Origin of the sequence: Nocardia sp. NPDC058480 (assembly GCF_042720495.1) — a bacterium.
In the GTDB taxonomy this organism is placed as follows: Bacteria; Actinomycetota; Actinomycetes; order Mycobacteriales; family Mycobacteriaceae; genus Nocardia.
The window spans coordinates 49,671-75,318 of sequence record NZ_JBHXMN010000010.1; the positions used below are offsets into that span (position 1 = coordinate 49,671).

The 25,648-nt window shown below is 68.3% G+C and carries 24 protein-coding genes; 13 read left to right on the plus strand and 11 right to left on the minus strand.

What is annotated here, in order from left to right:
* The first annotated feature begins 39 nt into the window (after positions 1-39).
* From ACFWO8_RS22510 to ACFWO8_RS22520, 3 genes are read left to right on the plus strand one after another with little or no spacing between them, the layout of a single operon-like run.
* A complete protein-coding gene (locus ACFWO8_RS22510; protein ID WP_378955715.1) occupies positions 40-1,452 on the plus strand; it encodes a serine hydrolase domain-containing protein in 1,413 nt (470 codons plus the stop codon).
* The gene (locus ACFWO8_RS22515; protein ID WP_378955737.1) at positions 1,449-2,474 is read left to right on the plus strand and encodes a sensor histidine kinase; all 1,026 of its coding nucleotides are present in this window, start codon (positions 1,449-1,451) and stop codon (positions 2,472-2,474) included. Before ACFWO8_RS22510 ends, ACFWO8_RS22515 begins: the two co-directional genes overlap by 4 nt.
* Positions 2,471-3,139, plus strand: coding sequence for a response regulator (locus ACFWO8_RS22520; protein WP_378955761.1), 669 nt, complete (start codon positions 2,471-2,473; stop codon positions 3,137-3,139). The genes ACFWO8_RS22515 and ACFWO8_RS22520 overlap by 4 nt, the downstream gene beginning before the upstream one ends.
* A 6-nt stretch (positions 3,140-3,145) precedes the next feature.
* On the opposite strand, the gene ACFWO8_RS22525 is transcribed toward ACFWO8_RS22520, so the two are convergent.
* From ACFWO8_RS22525 to ACFWO8_RS22540, 4 genes are read right to left on the minus strand one after another with little or no spacing between them, the layout of a single operon-like run.
* The gene (locus tag ACFWO8_RS22525) at positions 3,146-4,576 is read right to left on the minus strand and encodes a GntP family permease (protein WP_378955779.1); all 1,431 of its coding nucleotides are present in this window, start codon (positions 4,574-4,576) and stop codon (positions 3,146-3,148) included.
* A gap of 10 nt (positions 4,577-4,586) precedes the next feature.
* Positions 4,587-5,228: a bifunctional 4-hydroxy-2-oxoglutarate aldolase/2-dehydro-3-deoxy-phosphogluconate aldolase gene (locus tag ACFWO8_RS22530; RefSeq protein WP_378955793.1), complete on the minus strand. Its 642-nt coding sequence runs from the start codon at positions 5,226-5,228 to the stop codon at positions 4,587-4,589.
* A complete protein-coding gene (locus ACFWO8_RS22535; RefSeq protein ID WP_378955800.1) occupies positions 5,225-6,838 on the minus strand; it encodes an amidohydrolase family protein in 1,614 nt (537 codons plus the stop codon). Before ACFWO8_RS22535 ends, ACFWO8_RS22530 begins: the two co-directional genes overlap by 4 nt.
* A gap of 9 nt (positions 6,839-6,847) precedes the next feature.
* Positions 6,848-8,143 (minus strand): amino acid deaminase, encoded by a 1,296-nt coding sequence (locus ACFWO8_RS22540; protein WP_378955808.1) that lies wholly within the window; start codon positions 8,141-8,143, stop codon positions 6,848-6,850.
* A gap of 155 nt (positions 8,144-8,298) precedes the next feature.
* On the opposite strand from ACFWO8_RS22540, the gene ACFWO8_RS22545 reads away from it, so the two are divergent.
* The 4 genes from ACFWO8_RS22545 to ACFWO8_RS22560 all read left to right on the plus strand — a co-directional run bounded on the left by ACFWO8_RS22545 (position 8,299) and on the right by ACFWO8_RS22560 (position 10,787).
* Complete coding sequence (locus tag ACFWO8_RS22545; RefSeq protein WP_378955830.1) at positions 8,299-9,333, plus strand: sugar kinase; 1,035 nt, start codon at positions 8,299-8,301, stop codon at positions 9,331-9,333.
* Positions 9,330-10,100, plus strand: a complete 771-nt coding sequence (locus tag ACFWO8_RS22550; protein ID WP_378955856.1) for an IclR family transcriptional regulator — start codon at positions 9,330-9,332, stop codon at positions 10,098-10,100. Before ACFWO8_RS22545 ends, ACFWO8_RS22550 begins: the two co-directional genes overlap by 4 nt.
* A 5-nt stretch (positions 10,101-10,105) precedes the next feature.
* Complete coding sequence (locus ACFWO8_RS22555) at positions 10,106-10,513, plus strand: RidA family protein (protein WP_378955879.1); 408 nt, start codon at positions 10,106-10,108, stop codon at positions 10,511-10,513.
* Positions 10,514-10,619: 106 nt separating this feature from the next.
* Complete coding sequence (locus ACFWO8_RS22560; protein ID WP_378869122.1) at positions 10,620-10,787, plus strand: hypothetical protein; 168 nt, start codon at positions 10,620-10,622, stop codon at positions 10,785-10,787.
* Positions 10,788-10,790: 3 nt separating this feature from the next.
* Here ACFWO8_RS22560 and ppc read toward each other — a convergent pair whose 3' ends face one another.
* The 3 genes from ppc to ACFWO8_RS22575 all read right to left on the minus strand — a co-directional run bounded on the left by ppc (position 10,791) and on the right by ACFWO8_RS22575 (position 15,315).
* Positions 10,791-13,562, minus strand: a complete 2,772-nt coding sequence (ppc, locus tag ACFWO8_RS22565) for a phosphoenolpyruvate carboxylase (protein WP_378955903.1) — start codon at positions 13,560-13,562, stop codon at positions 10,791-10,793.
* Positions 13,563-13,641: 79 nt separating this feature from the next.
* A complete protein-coding gene (locus tag ACFWO8_RS22570; protein WP_378955914.1) occupies positions 13,642-14,199 on the minus strand; it encodes a sugar O-acetyltransferase in 558 nt (185 codons plus the stop codon).
* A 48-nt stretch (positions 14,200-14,247) separates the two neighbouring features.
* Entirely contained in the window at positions 14,248-15,315 is a 1,068-nt protein-coding gene (locus tag ACFWO8_RS22575; protein ID WP_378955937.1) for an ABC transporter substrate-binding protein, read from the minus strand.
* An 83-nt stretch (positions 15,316-15,398) separates the two neighbouring features.
* On the opposite strand from ACFWO8_RS22575, the gene ACFWO8_RS22580 reads away from it, so the two are divergent.
* The 6 genes from ACFWO8_RS22580 (at position 15,399) to ACFWO8_RS22605 (ending at position 21,139) form a co-directional block, all read left to right on the plus strand.
* Positions 15,399-16,430 (plus strand): FecCD family ABC transporter permease, encoded by a 1,032-nt coding sequence (locus tag ACFWO8_RS22580; protein ID WP_378955965.1) that lies wholly within the window; start codon positions 15,399-15,401, stop codon positions 16,428-16,430.
* Positions 16,427-17,509, plus strand: coding sequence for a FecCD family ABC transporter permease (locus tag ACFWO8_RS22585; protein WP_378955990.1), 1,083 nt, complete (start codon positions 16,427-16,429; stop codon positions 17,507-17,509). The genes ACFWO8_RS22580 and ACFWO8_RS22585 overlap by 4 nt, the downstream gene beginning before the upstream one ends.
* Positions 17,509-18,315 (plus strand): ABC transporter ATP-binding protein, encoded by an 807-nt coding sequence (locus tag ACFWO8_RS22590; protein WP_378956004.1) that lies wholly within the window; start codon positions 17,509-17,511, stop codon positions 18,313-18,315. The genes ACFWO8_RS22585 and ACFWO8_RS22590 overlap by 1 nt, the downstream gene beginning before the upstream one ends.
* A gap of 16 nt (positions 18,316-18,331) precedes the next feature.
* Positions 18,332-18,970, plus strand: coding sequence for a TetR/AcrR family transcriptional regulator (locus tag ACFWO8_RS22595; RefSeq protein WP_378956027.1), 639 nt, complete (start codon positions 18,332-18,334; stop codon positions 18,968-18,970).
* Positions 18,971-19,049: 79 nt separating this feature from the next.
* Positions 19,050-20,432, plus strand: coding sequence for a lipase family protein (locus ACFWO8_RS22600; RefSeq protein WP_378956042.1), 1,383 nt, complete (start codon positions 19,050-19,052; stop codon positions 20,430-20,432).
* An 80-nt stretch (positions 20,433-20,512) separates the two neighbouring features.
* A complete protein-coding gene (locus tag ACFWO8_RS22605) occupies positions 20,513-21,139 on the plus strand; it encodes a hypothetical protein (RefSeq protein ID WP_378956058.1) in 627 nt (208 codons plus the stop codon).
* Positions 21,140-21,203: 64 nt separating this feature from the next.
* On the opposite strand, the gene ACFWO8_RS22610 is transcribed toward ACFWO8_RS22605, so the two are convergent.
* From ACFWO8_RS22610 to ACFWO8_RS22625, 4 genes are read right to left on the minus strand one after another with little or no spacing between them, the layout of a single operon-like run.
* Positions 21,204-21,749 (minus strand): ATP/GTP-binding protein, encoded by a 546-nt coding sequence (locus ACFWO8_RS22610; RefSeq protein ID WP_378917609.1) that lies wholly within the window; start codon positions 21,747-21,749, stop codon positions 21,204-21,206.
* Positions 21,750-21,792: 43 nt separating this feature from the next.
* Positions 21,793-22,233, minus strand: coding sequence for a DUF742 domain-containing protein (locus tag ACFWO8_RS22615; protein ID WP_378956064.1), 441 nt, complete (start codon positions 22,231-22,233; stop codon positions 21,793-21,795).
* Positions 22,230-22,658 (minus strand): roadblock/LC7 domain-containing protein, encoded by a 429-nt coding sequence (locus tag ACFWO8_RS22620; RefSeq protein WP_378956074.1) that lies wholly within the window; start codon positions 22,656-22,658, stop codon positions 22,230-22,232. The genes ACFWO8_RS22615 and ACFWO8_RS22620 overlap by 4 nt, the downstream gene beginning before the upstream one ends.
* A gap of 28 nt (positions 22,659-22,686) precedes the next feature.
* Positions 22,687-25,545 (minus strand): nitrate- and nitrite sensing domain-containing protein, encoded by a 2,859-nt coding sequence (locus ACFWO8_RS22625; protein ID WP_378956084.1) that lies wholly within the window; start codon positions 25,543-25,545, stop codon positions 22,687-22,689.
* Positions 25,546-25,648: the final 103 nt, after the last annotated feature.

Consider the following 25,648-nt stretch of genomic DNA (forward strand, 5'->3'; position numbering starts at 1 on the left):
TCGGATCCGGCCCCGGCGCACCGCTTCTAGCGTTCAGCTATGCATCGTGTACTGATCACGGCCGCCATTCTTGTCGGCCTAGTCGCCGCGTCGAGTGCGGCCGCCGCGCCTGCCTCGGCCGAGTTCTCTCCTGCTGCCATCGACGCCTATCTAGCGGACGCGATGGATTCGACCGGGCTGCCGGGGGTGTCGCTGGTGGTCACCCGTGGCGACAGTGTTGTGTATGCCACCGGGGCGGGGCGGGATTCGCGCGGGGAGGCGATGACGGCGGATTCGCCGATCCGGATCGCTTCGCTGAGCAAGTCGATCACGGCGACCGCGGTGATGATGCTGGTCGACGACGGGCGGCTCGCACTGGATGCGCCGGTGGTCGCGCAGTTGCCCGAGTTTCGGATGTCCGATCCTCGAGCGGAGCGGATTACCGTGCGGCACTTGCTGAATCAGACCTCGGGGCTGTCGGATCGGACGGTGGACATCGGTGCCACCGACGAGGCGCGGTCACTGACCGACTACGTCGCCACCTTGCGCACCGGCACGCTGGGCGCCGAGCCGGGGAGCCGCTGGGCCTATTGCAATGTCAATTACGACATCGCGGCACGATTGGTGGAGGTGGCCAGCGGCCGCAGCTTCGGCGACTTTCTGCGGGAGCGGGTCTTCGGCCCGCTGGGTATGACCGCCAGCGGCACCGATGCCGACCTGTCGGCACCGCCTGGCTTCAATTCACTGTTCGGGCAGTGGATTTCGCGGCCCGATCTGCTCGGATTCGAAGGCGGCGGAGCAGGTTCGGTCATCACCACGGCAGCGGACATGGGCCGATGGCTGATCAGTAACACCGGTAACGGCCCGCAGCTCGTCACCGCGCAGAGCCTGACGACTATGCACACCCCGGCCCTGCATCGATACGGAATGGGTTGGGGCACCGAGGAAGAAGGAGATCTGCTCGTTCATTCCGGAAACCTGTTCACCTACAACGCCGCGCAGGGGATCGACCCGGACACCGGATACGGCTTCGCGGTGATGACCAACAGCGCCGGACTCGCCGATGACACCTACCCGATCATGCTCGGGCTCGCCGCGATGAGCCGCGGCGAGACACCGGAAACGCCTGGCGGCACCCGAGGGTGGACCGAGGTCGCGCTCGCGGTGACCGCGATGACGGCACTCGGACTCGGCGTACTCGGTGCCATCCGGGCGCGACGGTGGGCGCGCGCCAGGCTCGGGAAATCGAACTGGTGGACTGGCGCGCGCCTGTTGCCCGCGCTGATTCCCGTCCTGCTGTTCGCCGGTTTCCCCGCGGTCATCTCGATCATCATGGGCGGGCGAACGGTCACCTGGGCGCAACTGACCTACTACGCGCCGCTCCCGATCGCGGTCGGCATCGCAGGCGCGGCCGGGCTGGTCACCATGGTGGCTCGGCTGCATCAGCTGCGATCGGTAGGGTCGGGAGAATGAGGAACGGGGCCGCGCTGGTGCTGCTCGCGGGAGCAACCCAGATCAACGGGCTGTTCCTCGACGATCTTCCGCTGTGGCGGCAGGTGCTGTATCTCGTGCTCGCCGTACCCGCCTACCTGCACGGACGGCGGCTGCCGTTCCCGCACGAATGGACGGTGCTCGCCGCGCTGGCGGCGCCGGGGGTGGTGCTCACGCTGGTCGACTTCTCGGTCGGCAGCGGCGTGCTCGCATCGTTCGTTCTCGCCTGCGCGCTGCCCTGGTCGGCGGGCCGGTTCCGGCGTCAGCAGGCCGAACTGCTCACGGCGAGCGCCGAGCGCGTCACCCATCTCGAACAGGAGCAGCGGCTGATCACCGAGCGCGCCGAACTGCGCGAACGCACCAGGATCGCCGCGGACATCCACGACAGCCTCGGCCACGATCTGGCGCTGATCGCCTTGCGAGCCGGTGCGCTGGAACTGGCCGGTGACCTGTCCGAGCGGCACCGACAGGCGGCGGCCGAGCTGCGGGCATCCGCGGCGACAGCCACCGATCGGCTCCGCAACACGATCGGGGTGCTGCGTCGGGCGGGCCCGATCGACCCGCACATCGAGCACGTCACCACGGTGGTCGACAATGCCCGCCGCGCCGGAATGATCGTCACGACACAGGGTTTCGACGGGGATCCGATGCCGCCGCTCGTCGAGCGGACCGTGTCCTACATCGTGCGCGAGTCACTGACGAACGCGGCGCGCCATGCCCCCGGCGCCGAAGTCGTGATCCGCGTGCGGCGCACCGCGACACTGGTCGAGGTGACGATCGACAACCAACGCAGTGCGTCGATCGGCGCCATGCCATCCCCCGCACCCGGCATGGGCCACAACCACCTGTCGGACAGTCCACCGGATGCGGCGACCGGGGTCGGTCTCGCAGGTCTGCGGGACCGAGTCCACTTGCTGGACGGCACATTTCACGCCGACTCCGAGAACGACCGATTCGTCGTCCGGGCTCAGATCCCGCTCGACCGGAACAGGGGAAGCCGATGACGATCCGGGTGCTGCTCGCCGACGACGAACCGTTGATCCGCGCCGGAGTCAAGGCCATCCTGGCGACGGACTCGGAGATCGATGTGATCGCCGAGGCGGGCGATGGGCGCGAAGCGGTCGAGTTGGCTCGACACCACCGGCCAGACATCGCGCTCCTCGATATCCGCATGCCCCGGCTGGACGGCCTCGGTGCCGCCGCCGAGCTACGCGCCACCCTGCCCGCGACGGCGGTGGTCCTGCTGACCACCTTCGACGAGGACGACTACGTCGACGCCGCCATGACGCACGGCGTCGACGGTTTCCTGCTCAAGGCCGCCGACCCCCGTGAACTCCTCACCGGTGTTCGGGCCGTGGCGGGCGGCGCGGCCTATCTGTCCCCGCGAATCGCACAGAAGGTCATCGCGCGGTCCGGCAACGCCGCACCCGTTGTCACGGCGGCGCGCCGTCGCATCGAAGCGCTGACCGGCCGCGAACGGGACGTACTCGCGCTGGTCGGGCGTGGACTGTCGAACGCTGACATCGGCCGCAGTCTGTTCCTCGCCGAGGCGACGGTGAAATTCCACGTCAGCGCGATCCTGCGGCGACTCGGCGTGGACAACCGCGTGCAGGCCGCGATCCTGGCATACGAAGCCGGGCTGACCCGTGGGGACAGCCCGGCTTCCTGACAGGTGTCAGACGATCGAGAACAGCAGGGCGGCGACCGCGAAACTCACCACGGACAGAATGGTTTCCAGGACCGTCCAGGTTTGGAGGGTCTGCTTGACGGTCATGTTGAAGTACTTCGCGATGATCCAGAAGCCGCCGTCGTTGACGTGGCTGAGAATGATCGAGCCCGCCGCGATCGCCATGGCGATCAACGCGATCGACATCTGCGAGTAGTCCTGCTCGGCGACCAGCGGTGCGACGATGCCACCGGTGGTGACGATGGCGACCGTCGCCGAACCCTGCGCGATGCGCAGTCCGCAGCTGATCAGGTAGGCGAGCACGATGATCGGCAGACCTGCCGCCGACATCGTGTCGGCCAGCGCCGCGCCGATACCGGTGGCCGAGATGACCTTGCCGAAGAAGGCGCCCGCGCCGACCACCAGCAGCACCATGCCGACCGGCTTGAGCGATTCGGCGGTGATCGTGCTCAGTTCCTGCACCGTCGAGCCGCGCCGGATTCCGAGTAGATAGAACGCGACGAGCACGGTGATCAGCAGCGCGACGGCGGGGGTACCGAAGAAGGTGAGCACCTGCAGCAGCGCCGAATCCTTGTCCAGGAGTTGGTAACCGAAGGTGGCACCGAGGATCAGCACCAGCGGGATCGCGATGATCGCACCGATCAGCGCGACCGAAGGCGGCGCCTTCGTGACGACGGCGGTGCCGCCGGACCCCGCCGAGCTGTCGGCCTCGTCCGGTTCCAGTGGCACGAACTCCTCGGGCACCGACACCTGGACGCGCTTGCCGATGTAGGAACCCCAGACGATGCCCGCGGCGATGAAACCCGGAATACCGCAGACGAATCCCATCAGGATCAACCAACCCAGGCTCACCCCGAGCAGCCCACCGAGGGCGACGGGACCGGGGTGCGGCGGCAGGAACGCGTGCGTCATCGACAGCCCGGCCAGCATCGGCATCGCGTAGAGCACCAGCGAACGCCCACCACGCTTGGCGGCGACATAGATCAGTGGCGCGAGCACGAAGATGCCGATGTCGAAGAACACCGGGATGCCGAAGATCAGGCCGAGCAGGCCCATCGCGATGGGAGCGCCCTTCTCGCCGAACACCTTCAGCAGCTTGTCGGTGAGAACGTCGGCGCCACCGGACCTTTCGAGGATGGCACCGAGCACGGTACCGAGGCCGATGATCACCGCGATGTGGCCGAGGATGCCACCGAAGCCTGTTTCCAGTAGTGACTCACCGGCTTTGAGCGGTGTACCGACGATCTGGGAGATCGGCAGCCCGGCGGCCAGCGCCAGCAGGAGTCCGGTCAACAGCAGCGCGACGAACGGCTCCAGTTTGACCTTGATGATGGCGATGAGTAGTACTGCGATCGCGAGACCGCACAGCACCAGCAACCCGGGGGTGGTGGTGCGCAACCAGTCGACGGTGGCGCCCATGGAAAACCTCTCAATCAAGCGAATGAACGAAATGCGCGGCTTTGGAGCCGATGTGCGCCCAGCGCGCGGCCTCGACGTCGGACGGGGCGACCACTTCGGTGCCCGCGGTGACGGCGATCGCGCCCGCTCGGAGGAAGTCGCGGGCGTTGTGGGAATTGACCCCGCCCGAGGGGATCAGGAACATGTGCGGGAACGGCCCGAGCAGATCTTTGACGTACTGCGGACCCAGCGCGCGGGCCGGGAAGATCTTCACCGCCGCCGCCCCCATCTCCGCCGCGGCGAGGACCTCCGACGGTGTGAACGCACCCATGATGACCGGGATCGTGTGTGCCACAGCCACTTCCGCGACCTCGGGGCGCAATGCGGGTGTCACCAGGAACCGGGCACCTACCTCGATGGCGGCCTCGGCCTGCTCGCGGGTGGTCACGGTGCCGACCCCGATCACGGCGCCGGTGGCCGCGGTGGCCTTGCTGATCGCGTCGAGCACACCGAGGGTGGTGAAGGTCAGTTCGACCGCCCGCAGCCCGGCACCCGCGAGCGCTCCGGCGAGCGCGGCCGGGTCGGGGATGTCGGGGGCGCGGACCACCGTGAGAGCACGGTCCGCGCGGATCACATCCATGGCTTCCGACGACGAGCTGAGCAACGGGTTCATCGGGTCCGCTCCTTCGTGGTGTCAAGGCGCAGGGCACGACCGGCGCGTACTCCGGTCGCGGTGGCGTTCTCCACCGCGAATTCGCCGTTGACCAGCACGTGCTGGATACCGCGAGCCTGCTGTTTAGGGTGTTCGAACGTTGCCGTGTCGTGGATCGTCGCCGGATCGAAGACGACGAGGTCGGCGGCGTAACCGACTCGGATCAGGCCGCGTTCGGCCAGGCGGAGCCGGGCGGCGGGGCGGCCGGTGAGGTGGTGCACGCAGTCCTCGAGGCCGAGCACACCCAGTTCCCGGACGTAGCGCGAGAGGTAGCGCGGAAAGGTGCCCCAGGCGCGCGGGTGTGGTCGGGCGCCGACGAGCAGACCGTCGCTACCGCCCATGTGGCCGGGGTCGACCATGATCGCGCGCACGTTCTCCTCGTGGCCGACGTGCTGCAGGATCGTGGTGGCGAGTTGGTCGCGGCGCAGCAGGTCGAAGAACACGGCCACCGGGGCGATGCCCCGCTCGGCCGCGATCTCGGCGAGCGTGCGGCCCACCACGTCCGACAATGCGTCGTCGCCGACGCCGCTGATCTGGATGGTCTCCCATTCGACCGTGACGCCGTGGCAGCCGTCGGAGCCGTTGACGTCGACATCCTCGGTGATCCGCGCCCGCTCGGCCGGATCGTCGAGGCGGGCCAGTGCGGCGTCGGGCCCGCCGGACATTGCCCAGCTGGGCAGCAACGCGGACAGCGTAGTCGAGCCGGGCAGATAGGGATAGGTGTCGAGGGTGATGTCGCACCCGTCGGCGCGGCCCTGCGCGAGCATCGCGAGGAATTCCGGTGCGCGGCCGCGGTTCACGCCGAAGTTCATGGTGGCGTGGGTCAGGTGCAGCGCGCAGCCGGTGGCCTTCGCCAGGCCGATCATCTCCGCGTAGGCCTCGAGCGCGCCCGCGCCGTAGGAGCGGGTGTGCGGTGCGTAGAAGCCGCCGTAGGACGCGACCACTGCGCACAACGCGGCGAGTTCGCCGGTGTCGGCATACATTCCGGGGGTGTAGGTGAGCCCGCTGGACATGCCGACGGCGCCCTGTTCGAAGCCCTCTGCCAGCAGCGCGCACATCCGGTCGATCTCGGCGGTGGTGGCCGCCCGCTGCTCACTGCCGACCACGAGCATGCGCAGCGTGCCCTGCGGAACGAGGTAGGCGGCGTTGGGCGTGATCCCCTGGTCGAGGCGGTCCAGGTATTGCGCGACGGTGCGCCAGTCGAAGTCGAAGTCGCCCGGGTTGCCGTTCCAGCCGGCGATCTGCTTGCGCACCACCGGGAGTGCCGCGTCGTCGATCGGCGCGTAGGACAGCCCGTCCTGGCCGATCACCTCGGTGGTGACGCCCTGGGTGATCTTCGGGAAGTGGTCGGGATGGGTGAGCAGAGACAGATCGGAATGCGCGTGCATGTCGATGAATCCGGGCGCGATGACCGAACCCGGTTGTACCGGAACGACTCTCGCGTCGGATTCGATGGTGCCGGGTGGCGCGATCTCGGCGATATGGCCGTCGCGGACCGCAACGTCGCCGCGGGTGCGTGGGGCACCGGTGCCGTCGACGATGTCGATGTCACGAAAGAGCAAGTGCGTCATGGTTATCCGTCAGAAGTAGGTGCGGATCAGGTCGACCACGCGCGGGTCGGTCGCGTCGACGCTGTCGATCACCGGGATGTGGCGCCACTTGTCGAACGCGGTGCAGGGGTGCGAGAGACCGAGCCGCACGACGGAGCCGACCGGTAGATCGGCCGCATCGGCACCGGGCAACCGCAGGAAGGTGTGCTGATCGTTGAGCGCGGTGACCACCGCGTTCGGTGGGAGGGTGCCGCCGATCACGTGCTGGGCCACCGGCAGTCCTTCGTCGAAGGGGAAATCCCGTTTGCCGCCGTCGAGCAGGGCCAGTTCCGGTTCGGGCCGCGAGACCACCCGGGCCCAGCCGTGCATGGCCGAACGAAGGCCGGGTTGCTTCGCGGGCGCGGCCAGCGGGGAGATTCCCGCGTAGAAGCCGTCGTCGTGGACGAGGTAGGCGCCGCTGCGCAGGACCACGGTGGTCGGCACGCCGCGCGCGCCCTCGGGATCGGCCAGCCCGGCGAGTTCGTCGACCACGAGTTCGGGGTAGGCGCTACCGCCCGCGGTGACGACCGCCGGACCCGAATAGGCTCCCGCCGCACCGAGTTCGGTGTGCAGAGCGGCCAGTTCGCCGAGATAGCCGCGTACCGCCGCGACACCATCGATGCTGCGATCGTGAGCCAGCGCGCCCTCGTAGCCCGCGACACCGGCCAGGCTCAGACGCTCGCTCGCACCGATGGCGGCGGCGACCGCGCGTGCTTCGGTTCGGGTGCGGGCGCCGGTCCGGCCGTGCGGTCCACCCAGTTCGACCAGCACCCGCACACGCGGACCCGCGGCGGTATCGCGCAGGATCTTGTCCATCAGTTCGACGGTGGCGACGCCGTCTGCCCAGCAGTAGATCTCGAAGTCGGCGTCGTGCGCCGATTCCGCTGCGGCCCAGGCCAATCCGACCGGGTCGACCAGGGTATTGGCGAGCATGATCCGGCCGAGCCCGAACGAGCGCGCGAGCTGCGCCTGCCACGCGGTGGCCAGGGTGATCCCCCACGACCCGGCCACGAGCTGCTCGCGCCACAGCCGCGGCGCCATCGTCGTCTTGCCGTGCGGGGCGAGCGCGACGCCGGCCGTGGCGGTCCACTCGGCCATGAGGTCGCGGTTCGCGTCGAGCCTGCCGCGGTCGAGCGTGAGCAACGGCGTCTGCCACTGATCCAGACGCGGTGCGCCGGCGAGGTATTCGCGCACGGTGCTCCCCCACGCCGCAGGCGGCGCGCTCTTGTCACGGGGTCCGAGCAACTCGTCGGCGAGGGCGTCCACGACGTCGTTGTCGATGATCACAGCATCCCTTTCTCTTCGACCGAACCCGGGGTGGCGGCTCGATCGGTTATATCGGATAAACATTGCATATGTTGCAACGGTGGTTGCGCTTAATGTTTCTGCTCGTTATTGTGCATCTCCAGGGCAGTGACCGCAAGCACGAAAGGGCGATTAAGGTGACCCAGGCAACAACCGCTCAGCCCAGGGCGGTCACCGTCGGCGAGGGACTGGCCGTGCTGATCGCGGGCGCGGGGCCCCTGGAACAGTCCGCGCGGTTCGATCGCGGCGCGGGCGGCGCCGAGGCCAACGTGGCCGTCGTGCTGGCTCAGCTCGACGTGTCGGTGGCCTGGCTGTCGCGGGTCGGCGACGACGGATTCGGGCGGTATCTGTGTGCCGAACTCAGCGCGCAGGGGGTGGATGTCGCGGCGGTCGCCATCGATCCCACGCGGCCCACCGGCCTGTACGTCAAGGAACGTGGTGCGGGCTCCGGCGCGGCCAACGACCTGGATGCCGACGCCAGCCGCATGCACTACTACCGCACGGGTTCAGCCGCCAGCGCGCTGTCGCCTGCCGACCTCGCGGCCGAGGCGCCCCTGCTCGACGGTGCCGATCTCGTGCACTTCACCGGCATCACCCCGGCACTGTCGGAGTCGGCGACCGAGCTCACCCGCGCACTGCTCACCCGGCCCCGGCGCGGGCTGGTCAGCTTCGACCTGAATTACCGTCCGGCAGTGTGGGGTTCGCGCATCGACGAGGCCGCCGACGAACTCGACGCGCACCTTCGCGGCGCCGACGTGGTGTTCCTCGGCGCCGACGAGGCCGAGGAGATCTTCGGCACCGGCGACCCGGCCGCCTTGCGCGCGTTGTTCCCCGAGCCCGCCCAGCTGATCGTCAAGAACGACAAGCACACCGTCACCGGCTTCGAGGGCGAGTCCTCGATCGAGGTGCCCGCGCTGAGGCTGGCGATCACCGAACGCATCGGTGCCGGTGACGCCTTCGCCGGCGGCTACCTCGCCGCCCTGCTATACGGCGCGGACCTGCGCACGCGCCTGCGGTACGGCCACCTGTGCGCCGCGGCCACGCTGACCGCGACCGGAGATTCCGCGAAACTGCCACCGCTGGAGGATATTCAGCGCCTCGCGCTACTCCCGGACGATATCTGGGCCACACTGCGCTACCCCGCGGCGCTGGATGAAACGATCAGCTCATGAGTCAAAGCGTGTCGCGGGCCCTGTCCATTCTCATCGCCCTCGGCGAGAGCTCGCAGTCCCTCGACGAGCTGGCGGTCCGGCTCGGTGTCCACAAATCGACGGTGCTGCGGTTGCTGCAGACCATGCAGGCCGATCGGTTCGTCGTGCACGACAACGCGCACCGCTATTCGCTCGGTACCCGGATGTTCGAATTGGCCAGTCGCGCACTGGAGAACCGTGATGTGCGCACCGTAGCCCGCCCGCACCTGAGCGCGCTGGGCGCGGCCACCGGGCAGACCGTGCACCTGGCCGCCTACGAATCCGGCGACGCTGTCTACATCGACAAGGTCGACGCCGAGCAGGCGGTGCGGATGTACTCGCGGATCGGCAGGCCCGCACCGCTGCACTGCACCGCGGTCGGCAAGGTGCTCGTGGCCGCGCTGCCACGCAGCGAATGGCCCGCGGTGGCAGCACGACTGGACTACCACCCCTTCACCACCCGCACGCTGCGCACACCCGAGCAGTATCTGGCCGAATTGAATCTCGTTGCCACGCAGGGGTTCGCCGAAGACCACGAGGAACACGAGAGCTTCGTCAACTGCATCGGCGTCGGCGTGCGCGACGGGATCGGTTCCGTAGTCGCCGCCGTGTCGGTCTCGGTTCCCGACGTGCTGCTCGACCATGATCAAGTGCTGGCGTTGTTGCCGCAGGTCAGGGCGACGGCCGACGCCATCTCCACCGAACTCGGCTGGGACCCCCGCCGAGACGTGAACGCGAGGAAAGGCTGAACCCCATGTCCGACAAGACCGCCGTGCGCACCTCCGACGCCCCGGCTCCCGCCCACACCTTCTCCCAGGGCGTGCGCAAGGGCCCGTTCGTCCAGGTCTCCGGTCAGGGCCCGGTGGATCCCGAGACCAACGAGTACCTGCATCAGGGCGATGTCGCCGCGCAGACCACCCGCACCCTGATGAATGTCAAGGCGATCATCGACGCCTCCGGTGCCACCTTCGACGATGTGCTGATGCTGCGCGTCTACCTCACCAAGCGCGAAGATTTCGCGGTCATGAACGAGGCGTACGGCGAGTTCGTCACCAAGCACACCAGCAACGGCGTGCTGCCCGCGCGCACCACCGTCTTCACCGGCCTGCCGCGCGCGGAGATGCTGGTGGAGATCGACGCGATCGCCGTCGTCACCGACTGAGCCACCGCGATTCCCCTCATGTCGTGGACGCCGACGGTGCGTGCGTGTTGAGATGGGGACGCCCCCGCACGGGGGTGTTCGCCCCGTCCTACCCGAGGATCAGCTTATGTTCGCCAAGTTCGCCCGCCCGCTCGCCGTCGCCGCCCTTGCCCTGTCCGTGACCGCGATCGGCGCCGGAACCGCATCGGCCGCCCCCGCGCAGCCGGTCGTCGGCTCGGTGTCGATCTGCACCGGCATCCCGGTCGGCCCGTTCACCATCAGCGTCTGCCTCTGAGCACTAACCCGAGTTGCGCAGGGCGGTGGCCAGGCCGTTCATGGTGAGCAGGATGCCCCGCTTCACCAGTTCGGAATCGTCACCGCCGCGCAGCCGGGCCAGCAGGTCTACCTGGAGCTGGTTCAGCGGCTCCAGGTAGGGGAAGCGGTTGTGGATCGACTCGGCCAGCGAGGGGTTGTCGCTGAGGAGTTCGGTGTGGCCGGTCACCGCCAGGTACATGCGGATGGTGCGGGCGTGTTCATCGGCGATCATCGCGAAGATGTCGGCGCGCAGGGTTTCGTCGGTGACGAGTTCGGCGTAGCGGGCGGCGATGTCGAGGTCGCTCTTGGCCATCACCTGGGCCAGATTCGACAGCACAGTGTTGAAGAACGGCCAGTGCTGGTAGAGGTCGGTGAGACGCGCGAGGCGGGCCGGGTCGTCGCCGACCCAGTCTTCGAGTGCGGTGCCGGTGCCGTACCAACCGGGCAGCATGACCCTGGCTTGGCTCCAGGCCATCACCCAGGGGATGGCGCGCAGGTCCGAGACCGAATTGGTGGGTTTGCGGGAGGCGGGACGGCTACCGATATTGAGGTCGCCGACCTCGGCGACCGGCGTGGATTCGCGGAAGTACTCGACGAAGCCCGGGGTGTCGTGCACCAGGTTCGCGTAGGCGGCACGGGCGCGGGCGGCGAGATCGTCGAGGAGCTCATAAGCCGGTTCGGCGTCGGCGCCGAGGCCCTCCACATCCAAGAGCGTCGATTCGAGCGTGCCCGCGATCAGCGATTCCAGATTGCGATGTGCCGCACCGGATTCGGAATACTTCGCGGCGATCACCTCGCCCTGCTCGGTGAGTCGCAGCGAACCCCGCACCGCGCCCGCGGGCTGGGCCAGAATGGCGTCGTAGCTGCGGCCGCCGCCGCGACCGACAGTGCCGCCGCGACCGTGGAACAGCCGCAACCGGATTCCCGATTTCCCGGCCACCTCCACCAGGTCCAGCTCCGCGCGGTAGAGCGCCCAGTTCGCGGCGAGGTAGCCACCGTCCTTGTTGGAATCGGAGTAGCCGAGCATCACTTCCTGGCGCATGCCCGCCGCCTCGACCAACTCGCGATAGACCGGAACCTCCAGCACCGCGGCCAGAGTCGACGCACCAGCGCTCAGGTCCTCGATGGTTTCGAACAGCGGGACGATCCCGACGGGACAACTCGGCGCGGTATCGGCCGTGCCCGGATCGAGGATGCCTGTTTCCTTCAACAGCAAGGCCGCTTCGAGCATGTCGCTGACCGAGGTACACATGCTGATGATGTAGTTCGGGATAGCAGCGGCACCGAGGGTATCGATGACCTCCTTCGCCGCGCTCAATACCCCGAGCTCCTTGGTGGCGAGCTCGCTCAACCGTGCATTCGGCCCGAGAAGTGGTCGGCGCGTGCGCAATTCGGCGGCGAGCAACTCCACGCGCGCGGCTTCGGACAGGCTCGGATAGTCGGGGTGCACCCCCGACCAGGCCAGCAGTTCGGTGACGACCTGTTCGTGCACCTCGGAGTTCTGGCGCAGATCGAGACTCTGGAGGTGGAAGCCGAAGGTTTCGATGGCATGGCGCAGGGCGGCGAGACGGTCGTCGGCGAGCAGCCCGTCGCCACTGGCGCGCATGGATTCATCGATCGCGTCGAGGTCGTCGAGGACGGATTGGGGTGTCGGATACGGGGCGGCACCGGCATCGAGGCCCTGCTCGGGCAGTTCACCGAGGGCCAGCTCGGCGGTGGCACTGAGACGGCCCCGAATCGCGTGCAGCGCACGACGATACGGTTCGTCGGCGAACAGGCCGGGGTCGGGATAGCCTGCGGCCGCGAGCTCGGCGACCGCAGGTGTCACCTGCACCAGGCGCGCCGATTGCGACAGGGTCTTCTCGAGTTCGACCAACTCGTCCAGGTACCGGCCGAAGGCATAGGCGGCGGCTTGTTCGGCCGCGGTGTGCACGACTTCCGCTGTGACGAACGGGTTTCCGTCGCGGTCACCGCCGATCCACGATCCGGGGCGCAGGATCGGGCGTGGCAGGAGATCTTCGGAGGGCCAGCGCGTCCGCAGCGCGGCCCGCACCTGCGCGTTGATCGCGGGGATCACGTCGTAGAGAGTCAGGTCGTAGTAGCGCAGACCGACGGAGATCTCGTCCTGGATCCGCAAGCGCGCCAACCGGATCAGCGCCGTACGCCACAGGGTGAGCACTTCGCGCCGGATCCGCAGTTCGGATTCGTCGAGACCGGATTCGCCGGGTTCGAGCCTGCGACGCAGGCGCATCAGCTCGGTGATCTTGGACTGCACGTCGAAGACGGTGCGCCTGCGGGTTTCGGTCGGGTGCGCCGTGATCACCGGGGAGACGAGCGCGTCGGTGAGCAGGTCGGCCACCATCGCACCGTCGAGCCCTGCCGCGTCGAGTTTGTCGTAGGTGGCGGCCAGCGAGGAATCCTGCGGCGGCTCACCCGCCGCCACGTGCGCGGCGCGCCGCCGGTCACGCTGGATGTCCTCGGCCAGATTGGCCAGCAGGACGAAATAACTGAATGCCCGGATCAGCGGGATCGCGACCTCGGTGGGGGTGCCGTCGAGCATATCGGCGACGGCGCTGCGCTCGACCTCCTCGCGGCGCACCCGGAACGCCTCGATGCGGACGCGCTCGATCAGGTCGAACACCTCGGGACCTTCGTGGTCACGGATGGTGTCGCCCAGGATGCCGCCGAGGAAGCGGATATCCTCGCGCAGCGGCCGGGTGGCTTCGGGTTCCATCTCGATTCGCGATTCGCCCATGGTCAGACAGTATGGCCGCGGACTCGCGGACGCGACCCGACACCGCACCCGCACCGCATGTCGGCCTCAGCCGGCACGCCTAGAGCTGCCTGATCACCCGTGCCGGATTGCCCGCCGCGAAGACCCGATCCGGCAGGTCGCGGGTCACCACACTGCCCGCGCCGACCACCACGTCGTCGCCGATGGTCACGCCGGGGCACACGATCACCCCGCCGCCGAACCAGGCGTTGTTCCCGATCCGGATCGGGGCCGCGGATTCCCAACGCTGCCTGCGCTTTTCGTGATCTTGCATCGGATGCAGCGCGGTGAGCAGCTGACAGCGCGGCCCGATCGAACAGTCGTCCCCGATGGTGATCGGCGCACAGTCGAGCAGAATCGCGTCGTAGTTGAGGAAGCTGTTGGCCCCGATCTCGATCAGGTACCCGTAGTCACACTGGAACCGGGGCATGATCCACGAGCCCGCCCCCAGCTTGCCGAGGAGATCGCCCAGCAATTCGGTGCGCTGACCGGTCTCATCCGGCCCGGTCCGATTGAACTCGTCGCACAACCGTTGCGCCCGCTGCCGTTCGGCCACGAGTTCTGGATCGTTGTCCCGATACAGTTCCCCGGCCAGCATCCGCTGCTTCTGTTCGCCCACCCCGCCGAGTGTAGGGGCGGGCGAACAGCGCACGGCGTGATGTTTCGGCTACTTCGCCGGGTCGACCTCGAAGGTCTTGGCGATGTCGTCGAGCACCTGGTGCGCGCCGGTGAGACCGACCGAGGTCAGCCAGACCAAGTCGTCGACCGGAGTGACCTTGCCCCGCAGCTGATTCCACAGCGGGTTGGCCTCGGCGGCCGCCTTGCGCTGGGCGGCGGCGTCCTCGCCGTTGCTGGTGAGGAAGACGTAGTCGGCGTCGGCGTCGAGCAGACGCTCGGGGCTCAGCGTGATCGAGAAGTCGTTCTTCGGGTCGGCGGACTTGTCGGGCTGGTTCAGGCCGGTGTCGGCGAAGATGTCGCCGATGAAGCTCACCCGCTGCATCAGCCGGTCTTCCTTGGGCAGGAAGCGCAGCAGCGACACGGTGGGCGCGTTGCCACCGTTCTTCGCCTTGATCGCCGCGCCGATCTTGGCGGCACGGTCCTGGTAGGCCGCGAGCTTGGCCTGGGCGAGGTTCTCCTTGTCGATCGCCTTGGCGAGCAGCAGGAGGTTTTCCTTCCAGGTGGCGCCGGTGGTCTGGCTGAACACGACCGGGACATTGCCCGAACCGAGCTTGATGCCCTTGAACTGCTCGTACTGCTTCTCGTGGCGCACCTTCGCCGACACGATCAGGTCCGGTCGGGCACCGGCCAGCTTCTCGATATCGGGGGTCTGCAGGTTGCCGATATTCACCGCTCGCGCGCCGCAGGTCTCGGCGGCCGCGCCGAGGAACGCGGGCAGCTTCTCGCCCATGGCCTGGTACGTCGTGTACGCGACCAGCTCGGTGTTCAGCACCAGGGCGGCGTCGACGAAGGTCTGATCCAGTGCCGCGACCCGGACCGGTCGGGTGGTGATGGTGGCGGGGTCGACCACCGTGCCGACATTCGTGCCCGCCTTGTCCTTGACCGCCCCGGCCTCGATGGTGCGCGGGTAGGCGCCGCCGTCGAGGTTGCTCGAGGTATCACAATCGCTGCCCGCGGCGCCGGTGGTTGCCCGGTCCTGGCCGCACGCGGACAGACTCAGTACGGCCGCGGCGACGACCGTGGCGGCGGCGAGCCTGCGGCTCAGTGGGGTGTTCATCGACGTCTCCCGGTTGGTTCAGAGTTTCTCAGGGTTGCTAACCTAGCGAAGCCTTACCTAATTACCAACTATGAAGAGGGATAGTGACCGCATCGCCGCCCGGAGTCGTGTTCGCCAACACGCGGTCTCGCCGGTTGCTCCTGATTGCCGGACTGTTGGCCGCGGTGCTCGCGGCCGTTCTGCTCAGCTTGGCCGTCGGATCCAAATTCATTGCTCCCCTTGATGTTCTGGGCGCGCTCGGCGGCACGACCGACACCGAGACCGGCGCCATCGTCAACGGCCTCCGCCTGCCACGCACCCTGCTGGGGATCCTCGCCGGCCTCGCGCTCGGCATCGCGGGCGCGGTGATCCAGGGTCACACGAGAAACCCCTTGGCCGACCCGGCGCTGCTCGGTATCACCCAGGGCGCGGCTCTCGGCATCGTCTTGGCGGTGATGGTCGGCGGCATCTCGAGCCTGTTCGGTTACGTGTGGTTCGGCTTCGCGGGGGCACTGATCGCCACCATCACCGTGTTCGTCATCGGCGCGACGGGCCGCGGCGGACCCACCCCGGTGACCCTCGCCTTGGCGGGCGCCGCCGTCAGCTACCTGTTGCAGGGCCTGATCTCGGCGGTGGTGCTGTTCGACACCGACGTCACCGATATCTACCGCTTCTGGAAGGCCGGTTCGCTGGTCGGGTCCAACCTCGACCTGCTCGGTAAGGCCACACCGTTCATCATCGTCGGGATCGTCCTCGCCCTGGCCAACACCTCCGCGCTCAACGCGCTCGGCCTCGGCGAGGACACCGCCCGCGCACTCGGCCATCGCCTCTTCCTGGCTCGCACCGTCGGGATCGCCTCGATCGTGCTGTTGACCGGCGCGGTCGTGGCGATCGCCGGGCCACTGGGCTTCGTCGGGCTGGTCGTTCCGCACCTGGCGCGCGGCATCACCGGTCCCGACTACCGCTGGCTCGTGCCGGTCGCCGGGCTGCTCGGCGTGGTCATGGTGCTGGTCGCCGACATCGCGGGGCGGCTGGTCCTGGACAAGGGCGAACTGCCCGCGGGCATCATGCTCGCCTTCGTCGGCGTCCCGTTCTTCGTCGTCCTGGTCCGCCGTCGCAAGCTGGTGAGCATATGAGTACCGTCCGAGCGGTTCGACTGGGACCGGTGTCATGGCAACTGCGATTTCGCACGACCGCCGTCCTGGTGGTCGGACTCGGGATACTCGGTGCCGCGAGTTGCGTCGCGCTCGCGCTGGGCACCTACACAATGCCCGACGGAGGTCCGGTCACACCGTGGGACGTGCTCGCCGTGCTCACCGGTGGTGGCGACGACGGCCTCGCCTATGTGGTGTGGGATCTGCGACTGCCCCGAATTCTCACCGGCGCGCTGGTCGGCGCGGCGCTGGCGTTGTCGGGCGCGATCACCCAGGGCATCGCCCGTAACCCGCTGTCGAGTCCCGATATTCTCGGCGTCACCGCGGGCTCGAGCGTCGCCGCGGTCGCGGTGATCGCCCTGTCCGGCAGTCGCGGCCAGCTCAGCGGCGCCGCCGCCGCGATCGGGGTACCGGTCGCGTCGATGCTCGGCGGATTGCTCGCCGCGCTCGGCGTTTTCGCCCTGGCCTGGCGCGGGGGCATCGAAGGCTATCGGCTCGTCCTGGTCGGTCTCGGCGCCGGGTCACTGCTCTCCAGCGTGACCTTCTGGCTGCTCAGCGTCGGCGAAGTCGATATCGCGGCACGGGCGGTGACCTGGCTGACCGGCAGCCTCAACGGCAGTAGCTGGATCCAGGTGACACCGGTGGCGATCGCCCTCGCCCTCCTGGTGCCGGTGGTGCTGGCGAGCACCCACCTGCTCGGCGCACTGCACTTCGGCGACGACACCGCCCGCTCGCTCGGCGTGCGGCTCAACGCCGCCCGCCTGACACTGCTCGTCCTGGCCGTGCTGTTGGCCGGGGTCGCCACCGCCTCGGCGGGCGCCATCATCTTCATCGCACTCGCCGTGCCCCAGGTGGCGCTGCGACTCACCGGGTCGGCGCAGCCACCACTGCTGACCTCGGCGCTGCTCGGCGCGGCCTTCACCGTCACCGCCGATCTCGTCGCCCGCACGCTGCTGCCCGCGGGCGAACTCCCCGTCGGCGTGATCACCGCCGTGCTCGGCGCGCCCTATCTGATCTATCTGTTGATGCGGCGCAATCGTGCCGGGAAAGCGGGCGTGTGATGACCGTTCGGCTGCAGGCCAGCGACTTGACCCTCGGCTACGGGCCGACGACTGTCGTCGATGGCCTGAACCTCGACATCACCGGCGGCACCGTCACCGCGGTGATCGGACCCAACGGTTGCGGCAAATCCACGCTCCTGCGCGCGATGGCCCGGCTGATGCGCCCCACCGGTGGTCAGGTCCACCTGGACGGCAAACGGATCGACCGCATGTCGACCAAGGACGTGGCGCGCGTTCTCGGCATCCTGCCCCAATCACCGCTCGCCCCCGAGGGTCTCACGGTCGCCGATCTGGTGGCCCGCGGCAGGCACCCGCACCAGCGCTGGTACCGCCAGTGGTCCGACGACGATGAATCCGCCATCAACGAGGCCCTGACCTGGACCGACATGGTCGAATTCGCCGATCGCTCACTCGACGAGCTGTCCGGCGGGCAACGCCAGCGCGCGTGGATCTCGATGGCGTTGGCCCAGGACACCGACCTGCTCCTGCTCGACGAGCCGACCACCTTCCTCGACCTCGCTCACCAGATCGAGGTGCTCGACCTGGTCCGGCGCCTACACGCCGACGCGGGCCGGACGGTGGTGATGGTGCTGCACGACTTGAATCTCGCCGCGCGCTACGCGCATCGACTGGTCGCGATGCGCGCGGGCCGCGTGGTTGCCGCGGGAACGCCCGCCGAAGTCCTCACCGAAGAAGTGGTGGCGGAGGTCTTCGGGCTGCGCGCGAAGGTGATCGACGACCCGGTCACCGGAACCCCGCTGGTAGTCCCGATCGGACCGGTCGACACCGATGCGACAGAACCCTGAACAGTAGGGTCATAGGGTGACATCTGGGCGGACCCGACACAACTACACCGGCACCTCGGTCGCCGAACGACAGGTCGAGCGCCGGGCACTGTTCATCGACGCGGGACTCACCGTTTTCGCGGAGAAGTCCTACGCCAACAGTTCGCTGACCGATGTGTGCGCGGTCGCGGGCTTGTCGCGTCGGCAGTTCTACGAACAGTTCGCCGGGCGCGAGGAATTGCTCGTCGCGGTGTACGACTCCGTGCAGGACAAGGCCGGGGCGGCCGTGGCCGAGGCGCTGGCGGCGGCATCCGACGATGTCCACGCGCTCATCGATGCGGCGGTGCGGGCGTATACGAAGGCGATCACCGACGACATCCGGTGTGCCAAAGTCGCTTTCGTCGACATCGTCGGGGTGAGCCCCGAGATCGAGGAGTATCGGGCGCAGGTCAGGGATCGGTGGGGTGAGGTGGTCGCCGCGATCGCGGCCGGGCGCGACGGGGTGCGGTTGCCGCCGGGCGGCTGGCGGGTGCCGATGGCGGCGTTCATCGGAGCGGTGAACGGTGCCGTGCACCAGTGGAGCCTGGACGACCCGCGCCCACCCGTCGACGAGCTGGTCGATGTCTTCTCCACCATCCTGAACAGCCTGATCTCAGCGGTTTCTCCCGGCAGCTGATTGCGATCTACGCCACACCCGTGTCATAGTAGCCGCTATTGAGACGAAGGCGTCTCAATTCATGTGAGGACTGTGCGCGATGAGATCTCCCTTCGTTCAGCGATGGCTGGCCCTGGCCACCGGCTTGCTCGCGGCGGCAACGGTTTTGACGGCCGGGCCGGTCACGGCCGAGCCGTCGGCCCCACCCCCACCGGTGATTCCACTTCCGCCCGAATGGGATCCGGGCTTCTATCTACCGCCCGCCGACGTGGTGGCGGCGACGGAGCCGGGTGCGATCATCGCGGTCCGGCAGGTACGGATCGCCGACTTCGGGCTCCTGCCGATCGATGTCGACGCCTGGCAGGTGTCGTATCGCTCCAACAACAGCCGAGATGAGGCCATCCCCGCGGTCGCCACCCTGATCAAGCCGCGCGGGCAGGCGCCGTCGCCGCGCAAGCTGCTTTCGGTGCAGTTGGCCGAGGACTCGACCGCGGGCTATTGCGCGCCGTCCTATGCGCTGCAACACCTTTCGGTGGCCGCGGTGGCGGGTCAGATCGTGGTGCCCGCCGAATTCCTGTTCGCCCAGGCCGCGCTGTCGCAGGGCTGGGCCGTGGTCATCCCGGACCACCAGGGCCCGGATTCGGCCTATGCGGCCGGACCATTGGCGGGGCGGATCACCCTCGACGGCATTCGCGCGGCGACCAGCTTCGCCCCGCTCGAGGCGGGACCGACCGCGCCGGTGGGGCTCTACGGCTACTCCGGCGGTTCTATCGCGACCGGGCATGCCGCAGAACTGCACAGCACCTACGCACCCGAACTGAATATCGTCGGCGCGGCCGAGGGTGGCGTCGGCGCCGATCTCGGCGCCGCGCTGAGCATGGCGAACAACCAGCTCACCTCGGGCCTGGTGTTCGCCGCAGTTCTCGGCCTCACCCGCGAGTACCCCGATTTCGCGGCCTACCTCGACCAGCGGCTCGACCCGCTCGGCAAAGCGTTGTTCGCGATCAAATCGCCGCTGTGCGTGCAGTATCAGTCGGCGCTGCTGCCATTCCTGAACCTGACCGGCATGATCGGCTCCGACGGGAACCCCCTCGATGATCCGCCGGTCGCGGCCATGCTCGACGACACCCGCATGGGCAAGTCCGTGCCCGACATGCCGTTGTTCGTCTGGCATTCCGCGTGGGACGAGATCCTCCCCCTCGCCGCCACCGACACCCTGGTCGACACCTACTGCCGCGACCCCGCCACCTCGCTCACCTACACCCGCGATCACGCCAGTGAACACATCATCGCCGAGGTCGTCGGCGGCCCCGCGGCCCTGCTGTGGCTGCGCGACCGGCTCGACGGCGTCCCCGCCGCCCCCGGCTGCACTATCAGCGACGCGGGCACGATGGGCGCCACTCCCGGCGCGCTCGACTTCCTGGGCGAATCGCTCGCCGCGAAGTTCGCCACGCTCTTCGGCACTCCACTCGGCGCTCGCTGAGATCGGCGATACATATTGACGTTTGATGTCGATTTGTATCATACTCGGCCGGATCGTCGAGCCCGAGCAGGAGAGAGTCATTGACCGATAGCGCGCTGGCAGCACTGGAGATTCTTCGCGACGCAGGTCAGTTCAAGTGGTACGTCATTCCGCTCTTACTGATCGTGGTGTACATCTATTCCGTCGAGGTCGAGCGACGGAACTGGAATGTGCTGTTCGCCGGACTCGCGCTCTGGGGCATGGACTGGTTCAACGAGATCTGGAACGCGCTCGTCTTCCACTTCACCGAACGGGCGCCGGTCTGGGCCGCGAGCGGACCGACGGCCTATCAGATCCTGATCGGGCTGAATATCGAGATCTGCTTCATGTTCGCCATCATGGGGATCGCGGCGGCGAAGATGTTGCCGCCGAAACAGACTCGGATCTTCGGGCTGCCGAACCGGCCGGTACTGATCGCGGTCAACTCGGCCGCGGCAGTGGGTGTCGAGGTGCTGCTGAACAAGGCGGGAGTCCTCACCTGGGATTGGTCGTGGTGGCAGCCGAGCTTCCCGTTCTTGATCTGGATCATCGGGTACGTGCCGTTCTTCACCGCCTGCTTCTTCGTGCACGATCTGCCGACCGTGCGAAGCAAGGCGCTGGTGGTCGGCACGATCTTCGGGATCGACGCGATCGCTCTCATCGGATTCGGCGCGGCGGGATGGCTGTGAGACACGGGCACACCCCTTATCGGATCTCACCCTGAATCGGCACTGATCGACACCGGGGTTGGGCTCAGCTCACCTCCCGTTGGCGGGGTTGGACGCGGTGCAGGAGGACCTGCTCGAGGAGTGCGACGAGGACATCACGGACCGAATCGCGGTCGCGGGCATCGCAGTCCAGTACCGGGATCCAGTCGTCGAGACCGAGGGCCTCGCGGACCTCGCCGAGGTCGAAGCGGGTGGCGTCGGCGAAACGATTGACCACCACGACGAAGGGCGTGTGGTGTTCTTCGAAGTAGTCCAGGACCGGGTAGCAGTCCTCCACCCGGCCGGTATCGACGACGATGACCGCGCCGAGTGCGCCGTCGACCAGGTCGTCCCAGAGGAACACGAACCGGTCCTGGCCTGGTGTGCCGAAGAGGTAGAGGATCAGGGACTGGTCGAGGGTGATCCGGCCGAAGTCCAAAGCCACTGTGGTCGCGGTCTTCTCGGCGCGGCGACCGGGATCGTCGATGCCGATGGAGACCTCGGTCATCGAGGCTTCGGTGACCAGTGGCTCGATTTCGGAGATGGCGCCGATGAAGGTGGTCTTGCCGACGCCGAAGCCGCCGCTGACCACGATCTTCACCGAGGACGGCATAGCCGGTGCGGTGGTGCGGAGTTCAGAGTGCGCGGACAAGGTCGCGGATCCTCTCGATGGCGGCGGTCGACAGTTCCGGCGCGTCACGGACGGTCACATGCCCCGCCGCCGCCAGATCGCTGACGATCACCTTGGCGATGCCGATCGGAACCCGCAGAGCGGCACCGATTTCGGCGATGGAGTGCGGTGTCAGGCACAGCTGGACAACGGTGCGCTCCTCGAACCGCAGCGGAGCCGACAGCGCGGACGGCGGTGCCTGGACGAGGGTTTCGATGCGTAGCCCGTCCAGCACCGGAACGGTGCGGCCCGCGGTGAGCACGAACGGGCGAACGAAGCGGTCGTCGGCATCGTCGTGATCGGTGGGGGTCACCGGCACCGTCGGGACGGGCCCACGCCAGCCCGCCGGCTGGTGCATCGGGATCATGCGCGGGTCGGGCAACCGCGGGAGATCGGGATCTCTCATCTGCGCAACGACTCTCGCAATTCGCTGATCAGCAGCGGGTCGAGCAGTGATCCGGCGCGTTCGGCGAGGACGGCCATCTCGTAGCCGACCAGGCCGACATCGCAGCCACCGTCGGCGATCACGCCGAGGCAGCTGCCGTCGCCCAGCGCCGACACCAGCAGGAAGCCGCGTTTCATCTCGATCATGATCAGCTTCAGGCCATCGAAATCGTAACTGCGCGAGGCACTCCGGGCGAGGCTGGACAGACCCGACACCATCGCGGCGAGCCGGTCGGCGCCGGTGCGGTCGAGGCCGTCCGACATCGCGATCAGCAGCCCGTCGGAGGAGACGGCGACGGTGTCGCGCACCCCGTCGGTGTTGCGGACGAAGTTGCCGAGCAGCCAGTTGAAGGTGTGTGGATCGACGGTCGATAGGTGGGTGGTCACCGGGTCTCCTGGGGTCTGGTCCGATCGGTCAGCGGATGGGATCGAGTGGGGTGGACGATGATTCGGTCGCGCCGCCGCGTTCGTGGCCGGTGCGGAACGACGAGAGCATGCTGCGGGTCTGGTCGGGGGTCCGTTCCACGACCGGTGGCCGTTCCTGCCGGTCGGCCGGATCGCGGCGGGTTCGCTCCGGTGCGCCGGTGATCTTGGCGCGCTTGCCGCGTTTGACCAGGCCGTTGCGGGTGCGTTCGACGGCGGGGGCGCCGATGGACTCGACGGCGGGTAGCTCGCGCGGTTGCGGTGCCGACGAGCCGTTGCGGTCTCGGGACACCGACTCGGGGCGCTCCGGGGCTGTCGCGCCGAAGTGATCTGCGCCGTTGCGCGACGGGTGCACGGAATCGGGTGTGCTGCTGAGGAACTGCGCATAGACCGAGCCGCCGGATGAGTGGTTCGCCGAGCCCTGAACGCTGCCGTTGGCGCTGCTGCTCGGTCCGGATTCCATGTTTCGGCTGTGCCGGGATCGACCGTTGGTGTCGGTCGGCCGCGCGGTGCCGTTGCGGTAGACGGCGTGGGACGAGTCGTCGGGAATCTCGACCGGGCGACCGTCGGCCCACTCTGAACCTGCCGCACCGGTCAGGTTCCCGTGCTGTCGCGGCGTCGCCGCGCCGACCGTGGCGCCATTGCGCGCTGACCCCGTCGAGTAGCCAGCAGCATCGCCGCGCCCAGCGATAGCCGCGCCGAGGTCGGCGCTGCTGTCCGCGGCCGCGACCGCGCCGCTACTCGTCGGCGTCGCCTCGTCAACCCGAGCAGCACTGGATGAATGCGTGTCCGCGACGCCGGAGGTGGTGCTGCGCCCCAGCGCCGTGCGGTCAGCCGTGGCCCGGCCCGCACCCTCCCCGGGGCCTGCGGCAGTGCCGCTCCTCGAATCCGCTGTCTGCCCGGACTTTTCGTCGGTGAGAAGGGACGGCGGGAGGAGCAGGCGGGCGACGATGCCACTGACCGGTGACGTGTTCAGTTCCACGTCGATGCCGAGACGACCCGCCAGCCGACCGACCACGTAGTGGCCCAGGTAGCGAGTGGAGGCGACGATGAAGTCCTGCTCGCCGCGCAGCCGGGCGTTGGCTTCGGCCAGTTGCTCGGCGGGCATGCCGACACCGTGGTCGACGACGGCGAGCAGGTAGCCGCCCGCGACCTTGCGCCCGTATACCTCGACCTCGAGATCGGGCGGCGAGAAGGCCAGCCCGTTCTCGATGAGTTCGGCCAGAATATGCGCCAGCTCACTCACAACAGCGCCGGTCACCGCGATGTCGTCGATCCGGCGCAGCACCACCCGCCGGTAGTCGTCGACCTCGGACAACCCGGCCCGGATCACGTCGGTGAGCGCGATCGGTTCGGCCCACCGACGCGGGCTGGCCTCGCCGACCAGCACCAGCAGGCTTTCGGCGTTGCGCCGCATGCGGGTGGCCAGATGGTCGAGTTCGAACAGGTTCGACAGCGCCTTCGGGTCGAGTTCCTCGCGTTCGAACTCACTGATCAATCCCAGCTGACGCCGCACCAGGTTCTGATTGCGGCGGGCCAGATTCGCCATCGATTCCGTGGTGTTGCGCCGCACCAGCGCCTGCTCGGAAGCGAGGTCGAAGGCGGTGGTCTGCACCCGATCCAAAGCCCCAGCGACAGCGGCGATCTCGATGCTCGCACCGCGGGGTGTGCGGACCGGTGCGGGCGGATCGGGTTGGGCGTCGGCGGCACTGTGCCAGGCCTCGATCACCTCGGGCAGTCGCGTGGAGGCGACGTCGTCGGCCTCGGTGGCCAGTCGAGCCAGCGGGCGGACGATGGCCCTGATGCTGGCGAAGACCAGCGCGACTTCGGCGGCGATCGCCAGCAGCGCGGCCAGGGCGAATCCGGCGAGAATCAGCGCGGCATCGCGGCGAAGTTTCTCGGCCCGCGCGCCGACGTCATCGCCGATGACCTGCTGCACGGTGCGCTGTTCGTCGATGACCGCGGTCATCTGCGCCCACCAGACGGCCGGGTCGACCGGCTGGATCAGCGGTCCCAGCGTCGAGGCGATCGCGATGTTCTCCGATTCGGTTGCCCGCCTGGCGTTCTCACTCGCCAGCACCGCGTCGAGCTGAGCCTGCTGGGCGGGGGTCGCGTCGTGGCCGAACGCGGTGAGCGCGGCATTGCGGGCGGCGCGGATGTCGAGGAACTGCACGTACTCCCCCGACACGAATTCCCCGGCGGCGAAGACGCCGTTGAGGAACCCGCGCTCGCGGGCCGCGAACTCCTTCGCGTCACCGAGGGCGTAGAGCGCTTGTAGACCGTGCCGGACGGCCGGATCGCGCGCCTGATCGAGACCGAGCGAGAGGCGGTTCAACGCGTCGATACCGTCGGTATAGAACTGGAACGCCGCCTGCCGGGTGACATTGCGATTGTCGACCTGGGAGCGGATCGCGGGCATCCCCGCCAGATGACCCAGCGCCGAACGCACCTCCCCCGCACCCGGTGGGTCGCCCGCGACGGTGTTCACCAGGGCGCGCAGGGCCGCGTCGGTGCCCGCGCGCTGGTCGGTGACGGGTTGGCGCAGGCGTTGATCACCGCCGAGCAGGCCGTTGCTCAGACCGCGCTCGCGCTGCACCTGCTGCACGAGGTCCTGCGCGGCCAGCGCGACCACCACGGCGTCCACGGTCTCACCACTGCGGTGGTAGGCGCTGACCTGCGACGACATGGTCAGCCCGAGCAACGCGAGCACCAGGATCAGCGACACCGCCAAGATCCGGGCGAGCTGACCGGAAATGGTGCGCGGCCGGATCAGCCCGGCGCCGGCCACCTGACGGCCGACGCCGTCGTCCGATCGGGTTCCGGTCGGGGTCGGCCGGGAACGTGCACGCACACCTACTCCTTTGCAATGCCACCACGAGGTAATTCGCGATGGCCCACGGAAAGTCAGGTGCAAACTCGCACTCCGCGCACTGCGCGGTCAATGCGGAACGGTG